We start from the raw sequence: 20,850 nt of genomic DNA on the forward strand, positions 1-20,850 counted from the left end.
CTATATTTTTCATTGGTTAATCATTAAAGTAAAGTTAACCAATTTTCTTTTTTGAAAAAATATGATACGCCAAATACACCAAAGGAAGCGACATAATTCCCAAATATTGGGCATTTTCTATTACCAAATCCAAATGGAAAATAATAGCATACAGAAGCCCAAATGCGGCACCACCAAGATGCGCTGCATGACCAAGATTGTCCCATTGTTTCGGATTCAGCATCATATAAACGGAATAGGCAAAATACAATGCTCCGAAAATATATCCAGGAATTGGTAATGGAATGAACATAATCCCGATACCTAAATGCGGAAATGCTGCAATTGCGGCAAACAATATCCCAGAAACACCGCCACTAGCTCCAATTGCTGAATAATAGCCCTGATGTTTATAAATATACAAACTGAATAAATTTCCAAGCAATATTGAACCAAAATATACAATCAAAAATCCTACAGCACCAAAAACTTGTAACACAATTGGTCCAAAGAAATACAGGGTGAACATGTTAAAAAACAAGTGCATAAAATCGCCATGCAAAAATCCCGCAGACAACAATCTTATATACTCTTTACGATGCTGTACAGCACCAACATTGAATTTGTATTTCTCAAAAAAAGCTTGATTCTGGAATCCATAAATACTGATTCCACAAGTTATAACGATAATTAGTAAAAGTAAACTCGGCATTATTCTTCTGTATTTTCTTCTGGTTCTGACTCATCAAAAAGATCCCCAATCGTTCCGCCTTCATCGTAATCTGCCGAATTGACAGTTTCGTTCTCGTTATCTTCCTCCGCTTCGGGTTCTTCTTCAGGTTCTGGAATAATGATATTAATACTTTTTACTTTATCTTTTATAAACTGATTGCCCATTGCCTTAATACCTTTAACAGATATAAACTCGTCAAGATTTATAGTTTCTGCTTCTTTCTCTTTTCCTGATTTGTCTTTAGCAAAATTAATTTCAGCCACGCAATTATCACTTGTTCCTACAAATTCTATAAAGGATTTCGGATGTTCCGAAGGCATGAAGGTTTGTACACTCGGTGTATTTTCGAACAGGAAACGTTTGATAAAATAAATGGATTTTTCACCATCAAAATAGATACAAGTCACAGCTTGCTCGGGTTTCCATTTTTCTAAAATTAAATACTCGTCATCGAAACGGTTACTCAAATCGAAGGACACCAACTTGGCTTCACCCTGGGTATTAATGATCAAGATTTTATCTTCTCCTTTAAAACTTCCTAACAAAGTCCCACGACCATCTGCATTGAGACGTCTTACACTTTCATCAAACCAAATTTTACGAGGCGCCAATGTTGAAACGCCTTCTTCTTTTAGATCCACTTTTTTCACGGCATATTTCGTCACGAGATTTCCACGAGAGTCGCGACCTTTGATTCCCAACTCAGAAAAATCAACTTCAATTCTATTTTTACGAATGCGCGCGTTTGGTTTTAATAATACAGAAACGACTTCTGCTTCACCATTTGGATTTGCAGAAAAATATAAAACTTCTGAGCCTTTTTTATCCGAAGCTAATTTGTAATCATTAGCTCTAATAACGCCTGTTACCGCAAAACGCTTCATATAATAAGGGCCTTCTTTGCCCTCGCGATATATCATGTTATAAACGGTTCTTTTATCATTCTTTTTCCAAATACCGATATGCAAAAGATTTTTGCCAACAAAGGTTTTGCTCTCCACTTTTGTCACCTGCATACCACCATCTTTTCGGAAGGTGATAATATCGTCAATATCGGAACAGTCAAACACATATTCGTCTTTTTTGAGTGATGTTCCAATAAAACCTTCTTCGCGATTAACATAGAATTTTTCGTTGGCAACGGCTACTTTTGTCGCATCAATCGTATCAAAAACGCGAAGTTCTGTACGGCGTTCTTTATCTTTTCCATATTTTTTTTGAATATTTACAAAATAGTCAATGGCATAAGCAATTAGATTATCCAGATGATGTTTAACCTGTTCTATTTTGCCTTCCAAAGCCGCAATATTATCTAAAGCTTTGTCCTGATCGTAACGCGAAATTCTCATAAACGGCAATTCGGTTAATCGGACAATGTCATCGGTGGTCACCGCACGCATCAGATGTTTTGTAAAAGGTTTTAAGGCTTTATCAATCGCTGCATAGACTTCTTCTTTGGATGTTCTGTTTTTGATTTCTTGGTAAATTTCGTTTTCGATGAAGATTTTTTCAAGAGAAGCAAAATGCCATTTTTCCTCTAGTTCGCCAAGCTCAAGTTCCAGCTCAAGTTTCAAAAGTGAAACGGTGTGATCGGTATTGCGCTTCAGAATTTCGGAAGCCGACAAAAACATAGGTCTGTCGCCAACAATGACACAAGCGTTGGGCGAAATGGCCACTTCGCAATCTGTAAAGGCGTACAAAGCGTCAATCATTTTATCTGGTGACACATCGTTGGTCAACTGAATAAGAATCTCGACTTTGTCCGAGGTATTATCTTCAATCTTTTTGATTTTGATTTTTCCTTTTTCATTGGCTTTAATAATACTATCGATAAGGTCGCCTGTATTTTTGGAAAAAGGAAGTTCATTAATACAAAGTGTATGTTTATCTTTTTGAATAATTCTTGCTCTGGCTCTTAGCTTTCCACCACGATGGCCATCGTTATAATTGCTAACGTCCAACATTCCGCCCGTTAAAAAATCGGGGAAAATTTCAAACTTTTTCCCTTTGAGATATGCGACAGAGGCATTGATTAATTCATTAAAATTATGGGGCATAATCTTCGTTGAAAGTCCTACACCAATCCCTTCGGCACCTTGTGCTAACAGCATTGGAAACTTTACGGGAAGATCAACAGGTTCGTTATTACGACCATCATAAGATTTTACCCAATCTGTTGTTTTAGGGTTAAAAACCACTTCCAAAGCAAAGGGCGTCAAGCGGGCTTCTATGTAACGTGCCGCCGCTGCGGAGTCGCCAGTATAGACATTTCCCCAGTTACCTTGGGTGTCAATAAGCAATTCTTTTTGACCAATTTGCACCATAGCATCCGTAATGGAAGCATCGCCATGCGGATGGTATTTCATCGTATTTCCGACGATGTTAGCCACTTTATTGTAACGACCGTCCTCTAGCTCCCGCATGGAGTGCAAAATTCGGCGCTGTACAGGCTTAAACCCATCAAAAACAGATGGAATTGCACGGTCCAAAATTACATACGATGCATAATCTAAAAACCAATCTTTATATAATCCCGAAACTTTTTTCAGGCTTTCTTCTTGATAGTTATTCTCTTCCATTATACTGTTTCAGTACGTGACTGGTTTTCTTCTTTATTAGCTTTTATAACCTTTCTTAAGGATAATTTTAAATCTTTAACTTCTTTATTACTTAGATAAGAAATATCGTACTTCAAAATCAATTGATGACTTTTTTTGCTGTGAATGTTAATTAGAACTTTTTTAAAAAAAATAAAATTAACCACTTCAAAATTCTTTAATTTATATTTCGGAAATTCATCTTTTTTTTGATTTTTAAAAGGAGTAACAATGCTATAATTATTAAAAGTTAGCGTTTCGCCATCGCTATCATATTCAAAAATTTGCTTACCTCGCAGCCAGAACAAACACAGCAATAGAAGGGGAATAAGAATCAACAGATAGCTTCCAGAATTTAAAAAATCCATCTTATACTTTTCAATAAAAAAAAGCACAATTCCAAAAATAAGACCCATCCAAAAAAGAATTTGAAAGAAGTTATAAATTGGAATTTTCTTTTTATTACTTAATCTCATCTTAAAAATTAAATTTTATTTCTTATCAATATCGTCATTTTCCACCACCAAATTGTCAAGAATAAACAATTGTCTTTCTGGTGTGTTTTTCCCCATATAGAACTCTAACAATTGATCAATAGTCTGATCTTTTCCAAGTACAACAGGCTCTAGCCGAATATCTTTGCCAATAAAATGTTTGAACTCATCAGGTGAAATCTCCCCCAAACCTTTGAATCGTGTAATTTCAGGATTTTTTCCGAGCTCACTAAGGGCGTTAATCCGTTCTTCTTCGTTATAACAATACCTTGTTTCTTTTTTATTTCTAACTCTGAAAAGTGGCGTCTGCAAAATATACAAATGTCCATTTTTGATAACATCTGGAAAAAACTGAAGGAAAAAAGTAATCATTAATAAACGAATATGCATCCCATCAACATCGGCATCGGTAGCGATAATCACATGATTGTAGCGCAAATCTTCGAGACTTTCTTCAATATTTAAGGCAGCCTGCAGAAGATTGAATTCTTCATTTTCATATACAATTTTCTTGGTTAAACCATAGCTATTAAGCGGTTTACCTTTAAGAGAAAAAACGGCTTGCGTCTCAACATCACGTGACTTGGTGATAGAACCTGACGCAGAATCTCCCTCGGTAATGAAAATCATGGTTTCCGCTTTTCTTTGGGCTTTTTGATCGTTATAATGCTGACGACAATCTCTAAGTTTTTTGTTATGAAGCGAAACTTTTTTAGCACGCTCCCGCGCTAGTTTTTGGATTCCTGAAAGTTCTTTACGTTCTCTTTCAGAAATTAAAATTTTACGTAAAATGGCTTCTGCAACTTCAGGGTTTTTATGAAGAAAATTATCCAATTGATTTTTCATAAAATCCATCACAAAAGTTCGCACCGTCGTTCCGCCAGGCTCCATTTCGTTAGAGCCTAATTTGGTTTTCGTTTGTGATTCAAAAACAGGTTCGATAACCTTCACAGCTACAGCAGCAATAATGGCTTTTCTAATATCTGCAGCTTCGAAATTTTTATTATAAAAATCACGTATTGTTTTTACAAAAGCTTCTCGAAAAGCATTGAGGTGCGTACCACCTTGCGTTGTATTTTGCCCGTTAACAAAAGAGAAATAGGTTTCTGTTTGTGATTTATCAGAATGTGTAATTGCCACTTCGATATCTTCATCTTTTAAGTGAACAATTGGATACAAAATATCGCCTTCTAATTCCTCCTCCAAAAGGTCGCGAAGACCATTCTCAGAGTAAAAAGTTTCACCATTAAAAATAATTTTCAAACCAGGATTCAGATACGCATAATTGCGGAGCATACGTTCGATATACTCTTTTCTGAATTTATAATTGATAAAGATTTCTGTATCTGGCGTAAAACTAATTTCGGTACCGTTACGATCAGAAGACTCTGTTTCTGGAAAATCTTCTATGATGACACCTCTCGAAAATTCAGCCATTTTCATACGACCATCGCGTACAGATTTTACACGAAAATAGTCGGAAAGGGCATTTACAGCTTTTGTACCAACCCCGTTAAGACCAACCGATTTTTTGAAGGCTTTGCTGTCATACTTCCCTCCGGTGTTCATTTTAGAAACAGCGTCAACGACTTTTCCTAAAGGAATACCTCGCCCGAAATCTCGAATGACAACTTTCTTTTCATCAATCTTAATTTCGATACGTTTACCCGCTTTCATGACAAATTCGTCAATCGAGTTGTCGATAATTTCTTTTAAAAGAATGTAAATACCATCATCGGCCGATGAGCCATCTCCCAATTTCCCGATATACATCCCAGGACGCAATCTGATGTGCTCTTGCCAATCGAGCGTCCTAATATTGTCTTCGGAATAATTAACTGCGTTGTTTTCTACCATATTGTTAGCTATCGTGCTTATTTCCGTTTAGATTTCTAAAAAAATAAAGACACTCCTTACAAAAATAATGATTAAGTTTTAGAATCAAAAATAATTGTTAAAAAAATCATAACAAAGGCGAAAACAATCTGGCTAAATGTTCAAAAAAAGACTTCAATTTTGGACGCGATTTCCAATGTTTAAGATTGATTTCTTCGCTAGATTTTAAATCTTCAAAAAAAACGTCTGCTAACTGATTGGCAATAGTTTTATCATAAACCAAAGTATTGACTTCAAAATTAAGCTCCTGACTACGGACATCCATATTGGCAGTTCCAACAATGGAAAGTTCATCAACAATCAAAATTGTTTTGGCATGTAAAAATCCTTTTTTATAAAAATAAATTTTGACACCAGCCTCCAAAAGCTCTTCATAATGTGAATATGCCGCAGCGTTCACCAACATAGAATCTCCTTTTTCGGGCACTAAAAGCCGAACATCTGTTCCGGAAAGGGACATTTGTTTTATCGCTTGCAAAACTGCTTCGACAGGAATAAAATAAGGGGTTGTTATAAAAATTCTTTTCTTGGCAGAATATATAGCCGACACAGTTGACATCATAATGGCGGGATTGGTATCTGGTCCACTTGCTGCACATTGCAAAACTTGCTTTCCGTCGATATTTTCATAATCAAAATAAGAATGGTCAATCTGTGGAATTTTTTTTGTCGAAAACACCCAATTGCTCAAAAATAAAAATTGATAATAAAAAGCACCCGTCCCTTTGAAATAAAGATGCGTATCGCGCCAATACATCTTGCTCGCATTATCGTTAACATATTTTTGCGAAACATTGATCCCGCCTGTGAAAACCTTGTTAGCATCTACAATGATAATCTTTCTGTGATCGCGATAGTTAACGCGATTAGCAAAAAGTCGGAAATTAATTTTATTAACTGGAGACAATTCCACACCAGCATTTTTTAATTCGGTTTTCAAAGTTTTAGTCAATTTTCCACTTCCCAAATCATCATAAAGCAATCGCACCATAACGCCAGATTTTGCTTTTTCAATTAAAATTTGACACAATTCTCGCGCAATATAATCGTCTTCAAAAATGTAATATTCTAGATGGATATGATGTTTTGCTGATTTTAAAATTTCAAAAACTTTAGGGAATTTTTGTTCGCCATTGATTAATAATTCTACCGAATTTTGTTCTGTAAGTGGCGAATTTGTTGCATTAAATAAAAAAGAAGTCGTCGAAAAATACTTTTGTAATTCCTCCTGATGCGATGCTAAAACTTTATGATGCGAAGCTTGTACAAACTGCTGTATTTCATTATAAATTGTCTCATTACGTTCTATTTTAAAATCATAAAATTTGTTTTTGCGGTAATTAACACCAAAGAAAAAATAAATTAAAATCCCAACGAAAGGCAAAAAAATAATAAGAAGCAAATACGCCAAAGTCTTACTCGTTGTTTTGGTATCCGTAATTATTTTTGCTGAAAGAAGAATTACCCCAACAAAATATAAAAATTCCAAACCAGAAGAATATAACGATGTTGTTCTAAAAATTCTTTCATAATAGGATTTTGATTTTAAAATTAATAAATAATCTTTTAAAAAACAGAAAAAACCGCCAATTGACGGTTTCAAAAAATTTACGAAACGTGAGTTTACTTGTTTAATTTCAAACGATACAAGAAAGATTCGCCTTTCTTTTGGGCTTCATCGGTTATCAAAATACTATCGTTATTTTCAAAAGTTAAACCTTCTTTTTGCGAAAAATGCCCCAACTCGATCATCTGAGATTTTCCAGAGAAAAAATCATCACCTTTAAAGTCTGTAAAAATCCAAACTTTATCCGAGCTCAGAAGTGCTACTTTTTTCTTATCTGGACTTATCGCTGCACTTGTCACCGCGCATTGGTTAAAATTACCACAAGTCACAAAACTCGATATTTTTTGGGCAGGCAACTTTTGCCCAGACTTGTTTTCTACGCGATACAAAACCGTTGTTCCATCGAATTTTGAGCTTCTATTTTTTGTAAACAAATAAAATTGATTATTCAAAATAAAGAAAGATTCTACATCAAAAACACGGTCTTTTTTCTTTGGCGGAAATTCGGTTTGCTCAGGATAAAAGAATTCTACTATTGCCGTAGCTTTTGCCTCATTTTTGGAAAGATCCGCAGCATTAATTTTATAAATGGCCAAATTTTCTCTTAAATTATCATTGTTTCCAAAGTCCCCGACATAGATATTGCCAGCATCATCCGATGACAAATCTTCCCAATCGTTGTTCTCAACATTAGAAATTCGGATTTCTTTTTTAAGTTCTCCTTTTGTGGTAAAACCAAATAAAATATTTTCATTCTTCTGATCCTCGATCGTCCAAATAAGATCCGACGCTTTAGAAATTTCCGCAGCAGAAGCTTCTTTTATTAATTTTGGAAGTGTTGTCACCACTTCTACTTTATCTGTGGCCGATTTTTGACAAGAGAAAAGTCCGACTGTCAAAACGCTCAATATTAATCCTCTCATATTATATTATCAATTAAATTAAACCTAAAAAAACTAAGTATTTCAAATGTAGTAAATAAAAATGCACAGCTTTTCTAAACTGTGCATTTTGTATCAAATATGTGACCAAATCTTACAAAATCAACATAGCGTCGCCGTAAGAATAGAATCTGTATTTTTCTTTAATCGCTTCCTCATAAGCGCGCATGATAAAATCGCGGTCTGCAAAAGCAGCAATCATCATCATCAATGTTGATTTTGGCGTATGGAAGTTTGTTATCATCGCACTAGCAACACCAAAATCATGTGGTGGATAGATAAATTTGTTCGTCCATCCATTAAAAGGTCCTATCTTACGATTTGACGAAACTGAAGTTTCTATAGCACGCATGGTTGTTGTCCCAACTGCACAAATTCTTCTTTTTTCCTCAACCGCTTTGTTAATGATATCCGCATTTTTTTGGTCGATGATAACTTCTTCGGATTCCATTTTATGTTTAGAAAGATCTTCCACCTCGATAGGGTTGAAAGTTCCTAAACCGACGTGAAGTGTAATTTCTGCAAAGTCAATACCTTTAATTTCTAAACGCTTCATCAAATGTTTTGAGAAGTGAAGTCCTGCCGTTGGCGCAGCAACAGCGCCTTCTACTTTTGCATAAATGGTTTGGTAACGCTCGGCATCTTCTGGCTCAACATCTCTTTTGATGTATTTCGGAAGTGGCGTTTCTCCAAGTTCATTCAGTTTAGTACGGAATTCTTCATAAGATCCATCGTATAAGAATCTCAAAGTTCTACCTCTAGAAGTGGTATTATCGATAACCTCAGCTACCAAAGATTCGTCTTCTGTAAAGAAGAGTTTGTTCCCGATTCTAATTTTTCTAGCGGGATCAACCAAAACATCCCAAACTCTGGTTTCTTTGTCCAGTTCTCTCAATAAGAAAACCTCAATTTTGGCACCAGTTTTTTCTTTGTTTCCGTATAGTCTTGCAGGAAAAACTTTAGTATTATTAAAAATAAACAAATCATGTTCGTCAAAATAATCAATAACGTCTTTGAAAAGTTTATGCTCTATTGTTTGTGTTTTACGATCCAAAACCATCAATCTGGCTTCGTCACGATGTTCTGATGGGTGTTCTGCCAATAGTTCTTCTGGCAAGTCGAAATTAAAATCTGAAGTTTTCATTTTTTTAAATTACGGTTTAAAAATTTGTGAATTATCGATTTGCAAAGATACAATATAAAAAAGCCTTTGTCAAGGGAACTAAGACTTATTAATATTTTTTAATAAATTTAAGTTAATAAAGAATAATTTATTTATTTTTAGTCAAATTTTATAATAATTAACATGTCAAGCAACAGAAGAGATTTTATAAAAACTGCTAGTCTTGCTGGTTTTGGGGCGCTTGTACTTCCCAATACTTTATTTGGGAATAGTCTTTATCCACAACAACAGACACTTCACAAAGTAAGAGTCGGACTTATCGGTGTGGGACTTCGCGGACAAAATCATCTCGAACTTCTTGCAAAACGTGATGATGTAGAAGTCGTTGCCTTCGCTGATCCAAGTCCTATTATGCTGAAAAAAGCACAAGAATTCCTTGTTAAAAACAACAAGCCAAAAGCACAAGAGTTCTCAAACGGTGATTACGATTATAGGAATCTTCTTCAACTCAAAAATATTGATGCCGTCGTTATCTCAACACCTTGGGAATGGCACCACAAACAGGGTATCGAAGCAATGCAATCAAAAAAAATCGTTGGAATGGAAGTCGGAGGCGCCATGACTTTGGGCGAATGTTGGGATTATGTAAAAACTTATGAACGCACCAAAGTTCCGTTATTTGCGATGGAAAACGTTAACTACCGTCGCGATGTAATGGCCGTTTTAAACATGGTAAGAAAAGGTATGTTTGGCGAATTGGTGCATGGCCGTGGCGGCTATCAACACGATTTACGTGGCGTACTTTTCAACGATGGTGTTACACCTTACAACTCAGGCGTTGAGTTTGGCGACCCAGGATTTAGCGAAGCCAAATGGAGAACGCAACATTATATTGACAGAAATGGAGAATTGTACCCTACACATGGTCTCGGGCCCATTGCGGCAATGATGGATATTAATCGCGGAAATCGTTTGACGCATCTTTCCTCGTTTTCTACGAAAGCTTTAGGCTTGCACAAATATATTGTTGATCATCCAAAAGGTGGCGAAAATCATCCTAACGCAAAAGTAAAATTCAAACAAGGTGATATTGTAACCACACAAATTGCATGCGCTAATGGCGAAAGCATTTTGTTAACACATGACACCAGTCTGCAACGTCCTTATGATCTTGGTTTCCGCGTGCAAGGTACCGAAGGTTTATGGCAAGATTTCGGTTCTGGAGGTCTTGACCAAGGTCATATTTATTTTGAAAAAATGATGAATCACAACCACAAATGGGATAATTCTGAAAAATGGCTTAAAGAATACGATCATCCGCTTTGGAAAAAATTTGAAACCGACACCAAAGGCGCTGGTCACGGCGGCATGGATTTCTTCGTGATAAATACCTTTATAGAATGTATCAAACGAAATATTGAATTTCCGTTGGATGTTTACGATTTAGCTACATGGTACGCCATCACGCCACTGAGCGAAAAATCTATTGCACATCAAGGCAAAGTTATAGAAATACCAGACTTTACAAGTGGCGCCTGGAAAAATAGAAAACCTGCATTCGGACTATCAGATGAGTTCTAAAAAAGCATTAGTCATTTTGGCAGGTGGTCTGGGAAGCCGTTACAAATCGTTGAAACAAATTGACGGCATCACCGACAACCAATCGCCATTGTTAGAATATTCGTTGTATGACGCGATGGAAGCGGGTTTTAGCAAAATCATTTTGATTATTAACAAACTTATTCCCGCTTCGTACATCGATCGTTTGCAACAAATTGCGTTAAAGAAAAACTTGGATTTAAGATTCGTTTATCAACATATCGAAAATTTTGTACCACAAGATATTGATCTTGGTTTTCGAAAAAAACCTTGGGGAACTGCCCATGCTTTGCTCTGCATAAAAAATGAGATTGAAGAGAATTTTATCATTCTAAATGCTGACGATTTTTATGGCAAAGAAGCCTTCAAAATGGCCTCCGAAATTATCGACCAAAATTTAGTAAAAACAAATCTTCATCATATTATCGCTTATCCTTTGGATTTGACGTTAAGCGAAAACGGCGCTGTTTCGAGAGGAATCTGCGACATTAACAAGCAACAAAGTCTTACAAAAATTACCGAGCGAACTCATATCTTTTCGGACTTGGGAAAAATATATTTCATAGAAAATGACAAAAAAATTTCTTTAGAACCTAAGACCTTGGTATCTATGAATTTTTCTATATTTAATCCATCGATTTTTGACGATTTAGAAGATAGATTTCATCAATTTGTAAAAACCAATCAAAATCCGAAAGTAGAATTTTATATTCCGCAACTTATCGAAGATCTTTTGCAAGAAAACAAAATTTCTGTAAAAGTCCATGAGTCGCCATCCCAATGGACGGGCGTAACATATCCTGAAGACAAACAAAGCTTGAAATCTTTTATTGAAGCGAAAATTAAAGATGGCGATTATCCCGAAAATCTATGGAACTAAATTATATTATTGCTCAGTTTTTACCTGATGTCAACACCCAAAACATCACGCCACTCGGCAATGGATTGATACACCAGACTTTTCTTGTTGAAACGTCAGGAAAATCCTATGTGCTGCAACACATCAACGATTCCATTTTTGAAAAACCCGACGTTTTGGTAAGTAATCATCTGAAAGTCAATGAAAATTTAAAACTAAACAATTATAAATTAGCATTAGCAGAACCTATAAAAACTATCGATGGACAACTTGTTTTTGAAATCGAAAAGCAGTTTTGGCGTGTTACAGAATTCATCAACGGAAGTATGACATATCAAAAAGTGCTTTCACCAGAGATGGCTTACAACGCATCTGAAGCACTGAGTTATTTTCATTATTGTATTAATTCTGGGGACAAAGTTCAGTTGGAGGAAAGTATTCCTGGATTTACAAATTTTGAAAAGCGTTTTGATGATTTTTCGCAAGGAACAAAAAAAAACAAGCCTTCAAATCGACTTAAAAACTGTTTGGAAGAACTGATTTTTCTTCAAAAATATATGCATCTAGGAAAGCTTTGGATTGACCTTATCCATAATGGAATGCCCAACAAAATTATTCATGCTGATCCAAAAATCAGTAATATTTTATTTGATTCCAACCAAAAAGCCATTGCAATTATCGATCTAGACACGGTACTTTCTGGCCCAATATTATATGATTTTGGAGATATGATTCGTTCTTTTACCAACCGTTTGGCAGAAGATGACATTAGTACAAATGATAATTTTGACCCCGAAATTTATCATGCGGTCAAAGAAGGTTTTCTGAAACATTCCAAAGATATTTTAACAAATCTGGAGTTGGAACATTTGGATTATGCTGCAAAAATTGTTGTGCATGTTCAGGCCTTACGATTTTTGTTGGATTACTTAAAAGGTGATATCTATTATGATGTGAGCTACGAGGATCAAAATCTGAATCGAGCAAAAAACCAAATTAACCTTCTGAAGGCTTTAATAAAAATGGATGTTTGATTTGCTTCCAAATTTCGAATTTATTTTGAAATGGAATTGTATGCAAAGGACTTGTGGAAGGCAACGCAACAATTGGTATTGCAAAGTTTTTTCCTAAAATTTTAATTAGATTTTTATATGATTTTTGACCATTGCAAGCTATCATTTTGATGTTAGGATAATCTTCCAGAAGTCGCAAAATATCGTTGGCGTTTTCATTTTTTATTTCAGAATCTAGGCTGCCTTTACGCTCGCAACTGTCGATAACATCCCAAAGTGCGATTTTATGCTTCTTAAGAATTTCAAGTTTTTCTTGGTAATCGTCTGTGACATTTTCTGCAAATAATTCAAAAATAATTTTCCAAAATACATTTTGTGGATGTCCATAATACTCTTGTTTTTCTAAAGATTTGACACCTGGAATTGAACCTAAAATAAGGACCTCGCTAGATTCGTCTATTATTGGAGCAAAAGAGAAAATTCGGTTTGACATATTTATTTCAAATTATCTAAAACCTTGAACAAAGCTTGACTGATATCTGCGCTTTGATAGTTGTTAAGAATAATCGAAAAGACGTATTTTTTGCCAGATTTCGACGTATGATAACCGGCAAAAGATTTTATATTTCGGATGGTTCCGCTCTTCATCTTCATAGCATTTTGTGTTGGAAATCCGTCGAAATAGTCAGAAAACCAAGGCTGTTTTTGCGCATACAAAAGTGCCTGCACTTCGGCTTTGGCAGAAACGTAATTCTGAGGTGAAAGTCCGCTTCCATCAGCAAAATTAATCATAGACGCATTGATGCCTTTTGACTTCCAAAAATCTTTCAAAAACTGAACGCCCACTTTGTAAGACGAATTTCCCTTTTTCTCTTTGGCCATCGTTTTTACAAATGTTTCCCCATAAAAATTGATGCTTTTTCTTAGAAACCAATAGACCATTTTGTCCAATGTTGGCGATTGGTATTCGAAGAAGTTATTTTTTTCAGGATAAGAAGTCATTTTCTTTCCAGAAAGTTGATTGTTGTAATAGGTTTCTACATTTCCGCGGACAGCAATATTTTTAGAATTTAAAAAAGATTTGACCTCCACGCCCAATTGCAAAGGCGGATTGGGCACCGATCCCGAAACCGTCATCGCTTTCCCTGCTGGCAAACTTCCATTAATTAAAGCAACATCCGAATGTGGTGCGGTAAAAATCAAACTCTGATCCGACGATCCAGAAGCTTTGAGCTCGTTAATCCATTTAACATTTTCCAAATCGTAAGAAAAACTTTTGAACTGCGTGCCATTGGTATTGATATCAAACTGATTTTCGCGCCAATTGATTCCCCAAGTTCCAGCACCATAATAATTCCCGATATCATCCCAAGGCCATCCGCCTGGCACCGACTGAAAATCGAAATACGAATCGTCAATTATAATATTTCCAGTAATAGACTTGATGTTTTTTTGTTGCAAAGCTTGAAGAAGTTTTTCTTTAAACTTTTCGGGTTTGTAATCTTCATAGCGCCAACTTCCAAGCGTTGGATCGCCGTTTGAGCTTATCCAAAGGTCGCCTTCCAAAATGCCATTTTTAATCTGCCCAGAATAACTTGCCGTCGTTGTATAGAGGTAATCTTTTCCCAAGGTTTCTAATGCTGCCGCCGCAGTAAAAATCTTCTGCGTACTTGCTGTCGAAAGCCCCTTATTGGGCTGATATTCGTACACCAAGTTTCCATTGTCATCGGTAACATAAAACGATAAATTTGCAGAATATGCACCTGTAGAATTGAGAAGTTTTTGTGTGGATTGATCCAATTGATTGGCGACATTTTGAGAAAATAGTAGTTGTGACCCTACAACGAAGGCTAAGAAAATCCTTTTCATTATAAAACTTTATAAAGTCAAATATAAGGAATCATCTATAGAACTAGAATTTTAGAAACAATTTATTATATGATGTTTTTCAAAACGCTTTTTTTTCAACAAAAAAAGAGGCTGTCTCAAAAGGTAAACCAATACTCTGAGAATCTTCTAAATGACAAAATTTGTCAGACAGGAGTCCGAGAGATGGGGTACTTTTGAGACAGCCTCTTGGTAATTTTTATCTAAAAAACTTTTATTAGTTTTTGATGATTTTAAACTGAATTAAATAATTAAAAAACTTTTTTTGATCTAATAATACTTTACACTCATCCTTATAAAAGCATAAGAAGGAATACACAATAAACTTTCCCTGTAAATAATAACAGCAGCAATTCTAATTGGCGCTCCTGTAGGCGAATGAATACCCTTCATGTTATTTTTAAAATAATGTAAAACAGCATTAGCATTATTATTTGTCATATAACGAGAAGCAACCCCATCTGCCCAAAGTCCATAGCCTGTACTTGGATCGTCTCCCATTGTAAACTCTACAGTTTCTAGTGGTACTCCATCTATCTTAAAAGCATTAAATTCATTTATTTCATCATATCCAGAAAATTGTCCAAATCTTTGTATCGATTCGGCACTAGAACTTCCAGAAATATAAGCACCTTTTCTAAGTAAAAAAGCACTAATACTTAAACACTGCTTATTATTCGAAGGACAATTATTAACATTATCATACTTAGACACATTAAAATCATCATAATAAGGTAATGTAGGATTCAAGTCTAGAGAAACCGATGAACCCTCTCCACATTTTAAAGATGAATTAGATATTGCTTGCATAGAAAAAGCTTGTGATTTTTTTTGAACTTTTTCAATTTTATTTCCAGCATCGGCTGAAGATACAACATCATTATCTTCCACTCTATCGCAAGAGTAAAAAAATCCAAACATAATTGAAGATAAAAGTAATTTTTAATCATAGATTTAAATTTTGTAAATTAATTCGGTGCTGAAATAGATATTTTATCTAGAAATCAAAAGGTAAAATCGAAATTCTTTGAAAATTTAACAACAAAACCACACTTAAGATACTTCTATTAAAGTATCGATGTTTTAATTTTTTCTTTAATTAAATATTGAATAAATTTGTAGGAACTTAAATTTTTAATATTAAATACTACAAATATGTCTAAAGCAATTTCACAAGTTCCTATTGCTATTAACGAACCTGTTAATTCCTATGAACCTGGATCTAAAGAAGTAAAAAGTCTTATCGCAACCTACAAAAAAATGTGGGATCAAAAGATTGAAATCCCAATGGTTATCGATGGCAAAGAGGTTACAACTGGTAAACATGTAAAATTACAATCGCCACAAGACCATCAACACGATTTTGGTTTTTATCATCAAGGTGATATGTCGCATGTTGACCAGGCTATCGACTCTGCTTTGGCAGCAAAAGACAAATGGAATGCTTTGGGTTGGGAACAAAGAGTTTCTATCTTCTTAAAAGCCGCTGACCTTATCGCTGGTCCATACAGAGACACCATCAATGCTGCGACAATGATAGGTCAGTCAAAAAACGTTCATCAAGCTGAAATAGATGCGGCGTGCGAGTTTATCGATTTCTTGAGATTTAATGCAGAGTTTATGACAGAAATGTATGCTGAACAGCCCATTTCGGATAATGGCATTTGGAATCGCGTAGAATACAGACCACTAGAAGGATTTTGTTTTGCCGTAACGCCGTTTAACTTTACAGCAATCTCTGGTAATTTACCTGCTTGTATGGCCATGATGGGAAATGTTGTGGTTTGGAAACCTTCTGACAAACAAATCTACTCTGCTAAAGTGATTATGGATGTATTAACAGAAGCTGGACTTCCTGCGGGGGTTATCAATATGATCTTTACAGACGGGAAAGAAACTGCTGAAAAAGTAATGGCTCACAAAGATTTTGCAGGCTTACACTTTACAGGTTCTACAAAGGTTTTCCAAGGTATGTGGAAAATGATTGGCGATAACATCCATAACTACAGAACTTACCCAAGAATCGTGGGAGAAACTGGTGGTAAAGATTTTGTAATTGCACATCCTTCTGCCAATGTTGAAGCTGTAGCAACGGCTTTGGTAAGAGGTTCTTTCGAATATCAAGGTCAAAAATGTTCTGCGGCATCTAGAGCTTATATTCCTAAATCACTTTGGAACGATATTAAAAAAGTAATGGAAAACCAAATGTCAACAATTAAAGTTGGTTCTCCTGAAGATCCTTCCAATTTTGTAAATGCGGTGATCGATAAAAATTCTTTCGAAAAATGTAAAGGTTATATCGACAGAGCCAATGCATCTAGCGAAGCCAAGGTTGTTATCGGTGGTACATATGACGATGCTAAAGGTTGGTTTGTTCATCCAACTGTTATCGAAACGAGCAATCCTCAATACGAAAGTATGATTGAAGAAATCTTCGGTCCTATCCTTTCCATCTACGTTTACGAAGATGATAAATGGGCAGAAACTTTAAAATTGGTGGATTCTTCTTCGCCATATTCTTTGACAGGATCTGTATTTTCACAATGTCGCTATGCAATTGACGAGGCTTATAAAGCTTTAGAAAATGCTTCTGGTAATTTCTACATCAATGACAAACCAACTGGAGCCGTTGTTGGTCAACAGCCATTCGGTGGTGGTAGAGCTTCTGGAACAAATGATAAAGCGGGTTCTAAAATGAATCTTCTACGTTGGGTATCTGTACGTAGTATAAAAGAAACATTTGTTTCTCCAAAAGATTATAAATATCCATATCTAGGCTAATATAAAATGTTTTAAATAAAATCGGCGGGCTCAAAGAGCCCGCCGATTTTATTTAAAACAAACCTCCTTAGTATCATCTATGCTGTATAGATCGAACAGATTTTCCATTATCATAATCATCAATATTAACGTTCCAAAATTTTGCTACGGCTGCATCGATAGCCTGTTGTGTCGGTTTATCATTTTGTTCGGTATTATTATAATTGTCATAAGCCCAAACAACAGCATTATCCGCTTCAACACGTTTTGGCAAAGCGTTCAAAATAGCATTGTTGGCAGATTGTTTTATTTTATTAATGCTATAATCTATATAAGTTAGTTTTGTATTTTTAGAAATGTCCAAACTTGTTAATTCATTTTTATACAAGTCAAGATTATCAAGTTCTATTGCATTTTTCACATCAATACTAGCTATTTTCATATTATTAGCCTCAAATTTCGTAATACTGTTAGCATTGGGCGCGTAGATTTTAATTTCTTTTCCTTTTACTTTGGAAGAAATTTTAATCTCATTACTATTTGACGGTTTTTCATATTTAATCTTTTTACCATCTCCAAAATCAACCTCAACATAATCTTTTGAGTTGATGTCAAAATCTATAATTTCTTCATTAGCTAAATTGCTTACAAAACTAATTTTTGCAAGACTAGAATCATTTGGATTAAAAGGATTATCATCGTCATCATCGCGACAAGACATCATGCTAACTCCCAACACAAACAAGAATAGCAGATAAATAATTCTGTTACTTTTTTTCATTACTTTTTTATTTTTAGTTACTGAATGATAACAAAATCATGTTATGTATTATTATTTATTTTGTTCTATTTTATAATAATTTAAAAAATTTTATGAATTTTTAACAACAAAAACCATTAGTCCTTTTAATATAATTTTTGACTTTAAAACAATATTTTTTTGATAAATTCTTTTCTAAATCATAAAAAAACCAACCTGTTTTACAAGTTGGTTTAATATATTTAAAAATGTAAACTTCTTAATCTTGATGTCTAAACTCACTAATAAAGTGAAGTTTTACATTTGGGAACTTTTCCTGCGTCATGTGAATTGTAAATGACGAATCCGCTAAAAACACCAATTGATCATATTTATCTTTCGCCAAGAAACGCTGTTTCAATCTTGCAAACTCCTGGAATTCCGCAGACTTTTCATCCGCTTCTACCCAACAAGCTTTGTGAATCGAGATAGGCTCATACGTACATTTTGCGCCATATTCGTGCTCCAGACGATATTGGATAACTTCAAACTGAAGTGCTCCAACGGTACCGATGATTTTACGACCATTCATCTCCATAACGAATAATTGTGCCACGCCTTCGTCCATCAACTGGTCAATACCTTTAGCCAATTGCTTAGCTTTAAGAGGATCATCATTGTTAATAAATCTGAAATGCTCTGGCGAGAAACTCGGAATTCCTTTGAAACTTAATTTTTCTCCCGAAGTTAATGTATCACCAATGCGGAAGTTACCCGTATCGTGCAATCCTACAATATCGCCAGGATAACTCTCCTCAACAACTTCTTTTTTATCTGCAAAAAAAGCATTAGGTGAAGAAAATTTCAACTTTTTACCTTCTCTTACTAAAAGATAATTTTCATTTCTCTTAAAAGTTCCTGACACAATTTTCACGAAGGCCAAACGATCACGGTGCTTCGGATCCATATTCGCGTGGATTTTGAACACAAAACCTGTAAAGTTTTTTTCCTCTGGCTTTACAATTCTTTGGTCAGATTCTTTTGGTTGTGGCATTGGTGCAATCTCGATAAAAGCATCCAAAAGCTCACGAACGCCAAAATTATTTAATGCTGAACCAAAAAATACAGGTTGCTGGTTGCCGTTGATGTATGCCTCGCGATCAAAAGCAGGATATACAGATTCTATAAGCTCCAACTCTTCACGAAGTTGAGCAGCGGCTTTGGCACCAATCATTCCGTCAATTTTCGGATCATTAATATCTTCAAATTTTACCGTGTCGCCTACCTTTTGCTTTTTTTCTTCTAAAAACAACTGAATATTGTTTTCCCAAATATTATAAATCCCCTGGAAGTCGCTACCCATACCAATTGGTAAAGATAATGGTACAACATTAAGACCTAGTTTTTGTTCCACTTCGTCCAAAAGGTCAAAAGCATCTTTCCCTTCTCTATCCAACTTGTTGATAAATACCAACATTGGAATATTTCTCATTTGACAAACCTTAACCAATTTTTCAGTTTGTTCCTCCACACCTTTTGCAACATCGACAACAACAATTACAGAATCTACCGCCGTCAATGTACGGTATGTATCTTCCGCAAAATCTTTGTGACCAGGCGTATCGAGAATATTAATCTTATGATCTTTATACTCGAATGCCAAAACCGAAGTCGCCACCGAGATTCCTCTTTGGCGTTCTATTTCCATAAAGTCGGAGGTTGCTCCTTTTTTTATCTTGTTGGACTTCACCGCACCCGCTTCTTGAATTGCTCCTCCGAAAAGAAGCAGTTTCTCTGTCAAAGTCGTTTTTCCGGCATCCGGGTGGGCAATAATCCCAAATGTTTTTCTTTTGCTAATTTCTTGTTCTAAAGACATAATAAAAATTGAGATTGCAAAAATCGTGATTTTTATTTAAAAACTAAAATTAGATTCTGTAAGAATTTTTCTTGACATTTTATCATTTGGAAATATTGAAAATGTGATTACTTTTGTGCACGAAAACAGTATTCAATGTTCAAATTTATAAAGCGACTTGTATTAGTCATTATTATCGCCAACATCTTGTTTATCACACTTGGGATTTTCTTTAATCCTCCCATTACATGGACACAATTGGGCGGTATTATGAAATATGGAAAACTAGATCGCGATTATATTTCCTATGACGATATGGGGAACAATGTTAAAAAAGCGGTGATAGCTTCCGAAGATCAACTTTTTTTTGAACATAATGGTTTTGACGTAAAAGCGATTAAAAAAGCATTAGAACACAACGAAAAGAAAGGAAAAGTGAAACGCGGTGGAAGTACCATTTCTCAACAAACCGCCAAAAATGTATTTCTGTGGCAAGGTAGAAGCTGGTTCCGAAAAGGATTAGAAACCGTCTATACATTTATTATCGAAAAAGTTTGGGGAAAAGATATCATCCTGGAGCGCTATCTCAACTCAATAGAAATGGGGCAAGGGGTTTTTGGTGTGGAAGCGGCATCCAAATATTATTTTGGGAAATCTTCTAAAGACCTTAGCAAAAGTGAGGCAGCTTGGATAGCTGTCGTACTTCCTAATCCGCAAAAATATGATCCTAAAAATCCGACACCTTATCTCAACAAAAAACACAACTGGGTGATGCGTCAAATGAATAACATTGTTCTGAAATAATTAT

General features: G+C 35.2%; 17 protein-coding genes. 5 read left to right on the forward strand and 12 right to left on the reverse strand.

What is annotated here, in order from left to right; all coding sequences use genetic code 11:
• Positions 1–34: 34 nt before the first annotated feature.
• The 7 genes from G6R40_RS04540 to queA all read right to left on the reverse strand — a co-directional run bounded on the left by G6R40_RS04540 (position 35) and on the right by queA (position 9,351).
• A complete protein-coding gene (locus G6R40_RS04540) occupies positions 35–691 on the reverse strand; it encodes a rhomboid family intramembrane serine protease (protein ID WP_165132132.1) in 657 nt (218 codons plus the stop codon).
• A complete protein-coding gene (locus G6R40_RS04545) occupies positions 691–3,291 on the reverse strand; it encodes a DNA gyrase/topoisomerase IV subunit A (RefSeq protein ID WP_165132135.1) in 2,601 nt (866 codons plus the stop codon). Before G6R40_RS04545 ends, G6R40_RS04540 begins: the two co-directional genes overlap by 1 nt.
• Positions 3,291–3,785, reverse strand: coding sequence for a hypothetical protein (locus tag G6R40_RS04550; protein WP_165132138.1), 495 nt, complete (start codon positions 3,783–3,785; stop codon positions 3,291–3,293). Before G6R40_RS04550 ends, G6R40_RS04545 begins: the two co-directional genes overlap by 1 nt.
• A 15-nt stretch (positions 3,786–3,800) precedes the next feature.
• Positions 3,801–5,660 (reverse strand): DNA topoisomerase IV subunit B, encoded by a 1,860-nt coding sequence (locus G6R40_RS04555; RefSeq protein WP_165132141.1) that lies wholly within the window; start codon positions 5,658–5,660, stop codon positions 3,801–3,803.
• Between the two features lie 106 nt (positions 5,661–5,766).
• Positions 5,767–7,302, reverse strand: coding sequence for a cardiolipin synthase (cls, locus tag G6R40_RS04560; RefSeq protein WP_228455916.1), 1,536 nt, complete (start codon positions 7,300–7,302; stop codon positions 5,767–5,769).
• 20 nt (positions 7,303–7,322) lie between these two features.
• Complete coding sequence (locus G6R40_RS04565; RefSeq protein WP_165132144.1) at positions 7,323–8,189, reverse strand: hypothetical protein; 867 nt, start codon at positions 8,187–8,189, stop codon at positions 7,323–7,325.
• A gap of 112 nt (positions 8,190–8,301) precedes the next feature.
• Positions 8,302–9,351: a tRNA preQ1(34) S-adenosylmethionine ribosyltransferase-isomerase QueA gene (queA, locus tag G6R40_RS04570; RefSeq protein ID WP_165132147.1), complete on the reverse strand. Its 1,050-nt coding sequence runs from the start codon at positions 9,349–9,351 to the stop codon at positions 8,302–8,304.
• Positions 9,352–9,513: 162 nt separating this feature from the next.
• On the opposite strand from queA, the gene G6R40_RS04575 reads away from it, so the two are divergent.
• Genes G6R40_RS04575 through G6R40_RS04585 form a run of 3 tightly spaced genes read left to right on the forward strand, consistent with a single transcriptional unit; the run spans position 9,514 to position 12,822 of the window.
• Entirely contained in the window at positions 9,514–10,911 is a 1,398-nt protein-coding gene (locus G6R40_RS04575; protein WP_165132150.1) for a Gfo/Idh/MocA family protein, read from the forward strand.
• Entirely contained in the window at positions 10,901–11,809 is a 909-nt protein-coding gene (locus G6R40_RS04580) for an NDP-sugar synthase (RefSeq protein ID WP_165132153.1), read from the forward strand. The genes G6R40_RS04575 and G6R40_RS04580 overlap by 11 nt, the downstream gene beginning before the upstream one ends.
• A complete protein-coding gene (locus tag G6R40_RS04585; RefSeq protein ID WP_165132155.1) occupies positions 11,800–12,822 on the forward strand; it encodes a phosphotransferase enzyme family protein in 1,023 nt (340 codons plus the stop codon). Before G6R40_RS04580 ends, G6R40_RS04585 begins: the two co-directional genes overlap by 10 nt.
• Here the strand turns inward: G6R40_RS04585 and G6R40_RS04590 are convergent.
• From G6R40_RS04590 to G6R40_RS04600, 3 genes are all read right to left on the reverse strand, one after another.
• Complete coding sequence (locus tag G6R40_RS04590) at positions 12,785–13,294, reverse strand: DNA-deoxyinosine glycosylase (protein WP_165132157.1); 510 nt, start codon at positions 13,292–13,294, stop codon at positions 12,785–12,787. The two genes, G6R40_RS04585 and G6R40_RS04590, sit on opposite strands and share 38 nt — an antisense overlap.
• Positions 13,295–13,296: 2 nt before the next feature.
• Complete coding sequence (gene dacB, locus G6R40_RS04595; RefSeq protein WP_165132159.1) at positions 13,297–14,670, reverse strand: D-alanyl-D-alanine carboxypeptidase/D-alanyl-D-alanine-endopeptidase; 1,374 nt, start codon at positions 14,668–14,670, stop codon at positions 13,297–13,299.
• A gap of 288 nt (positions 14,671–14,958) precedes the next feature.
• Positions 14,959–15,609: a hypothetical protein gene (locus G6R40_RS04600; RefSeq protein ID WP_165132161.1), complete on the reverse strand. Its 651-nt coding sequence runs from the start codon at positions 15,607–15,609 to the stop codon at positions 14,959–14,961.
• 234 nt (positions 15,610–15,843) lie between these two features.
• On the opposite strand from G6R40_RS04600, the gene pruA reads away from it, so the two are divergent.
• Positions 15,844–17,469 carry an L-glutamate gamma-semialdehyde dehydrogenase gene (gene pruA / locus G6R40_RS04605; RefSeq protein WP_165132163.1) on the forward strand — a complete coding sequence of 542 codons (1,626 nt, stop codon included), beginning with the start codon at positions 15,844–15,846 and terminating at the stop codon, positions 17,467–17,469.
• A gap of 73 nt (positions 17,470–17,542) precedes the next feature.
• Here pruA and G6R40_RS04610 read toward each other — a convergent pair whose 3' ends face one another.
• Positions 17,543–18,229, reverse strand: coding sequence for a hypothetical protein (locus tag G6R40_RS04610; protein ID WP_165132165.1), 687 nt, complete (start codon positions 18,227–18,229; stop codon positions 17,543–17,545).
• A gap of 238 nt (positions 18,230–18,467) precedes the next feature.
• Positions 18,468–20,063: a peptide chain release factor 3 gene (locus G6R40_RS04615; RefSeq protein WP_165132167.1), complete on the reverse strand. Its 1,596-nt coding sequence runs from the start codon at positions 20,061–20,063 to the stop codon at positions 18,468–18,470.
• Between the two features lie 135 nt (positions 20,064–20,198).
• On the opposite strand from G6R40_RS04615, the gene mtgA reads away from it, so the two are divergent.
• Positions 20,199–20,846, forward strand: a complete 648-nt coding sequence (gene mtgA / locus G6R40_RS04620) for a monofunctional biosynthetic peptidoglycan transglycosylase (RefSeq protein WP_165132169.1) — start codon at positions 20,199–20,201, stop codon at positions 20,844–20,846.
• The last annotated feature ends 4 nt before the right edge of the window (positions 20,847–20,850 follow it).

The organism is Chryseobacterium sp. POL2 (genome assembly GCF_011058315.1).
Lineage (GTDB): Bacteria > Bacteroidota > Bacteroidia > Flavobacteriales > Weeksellaceae > Soonwooa.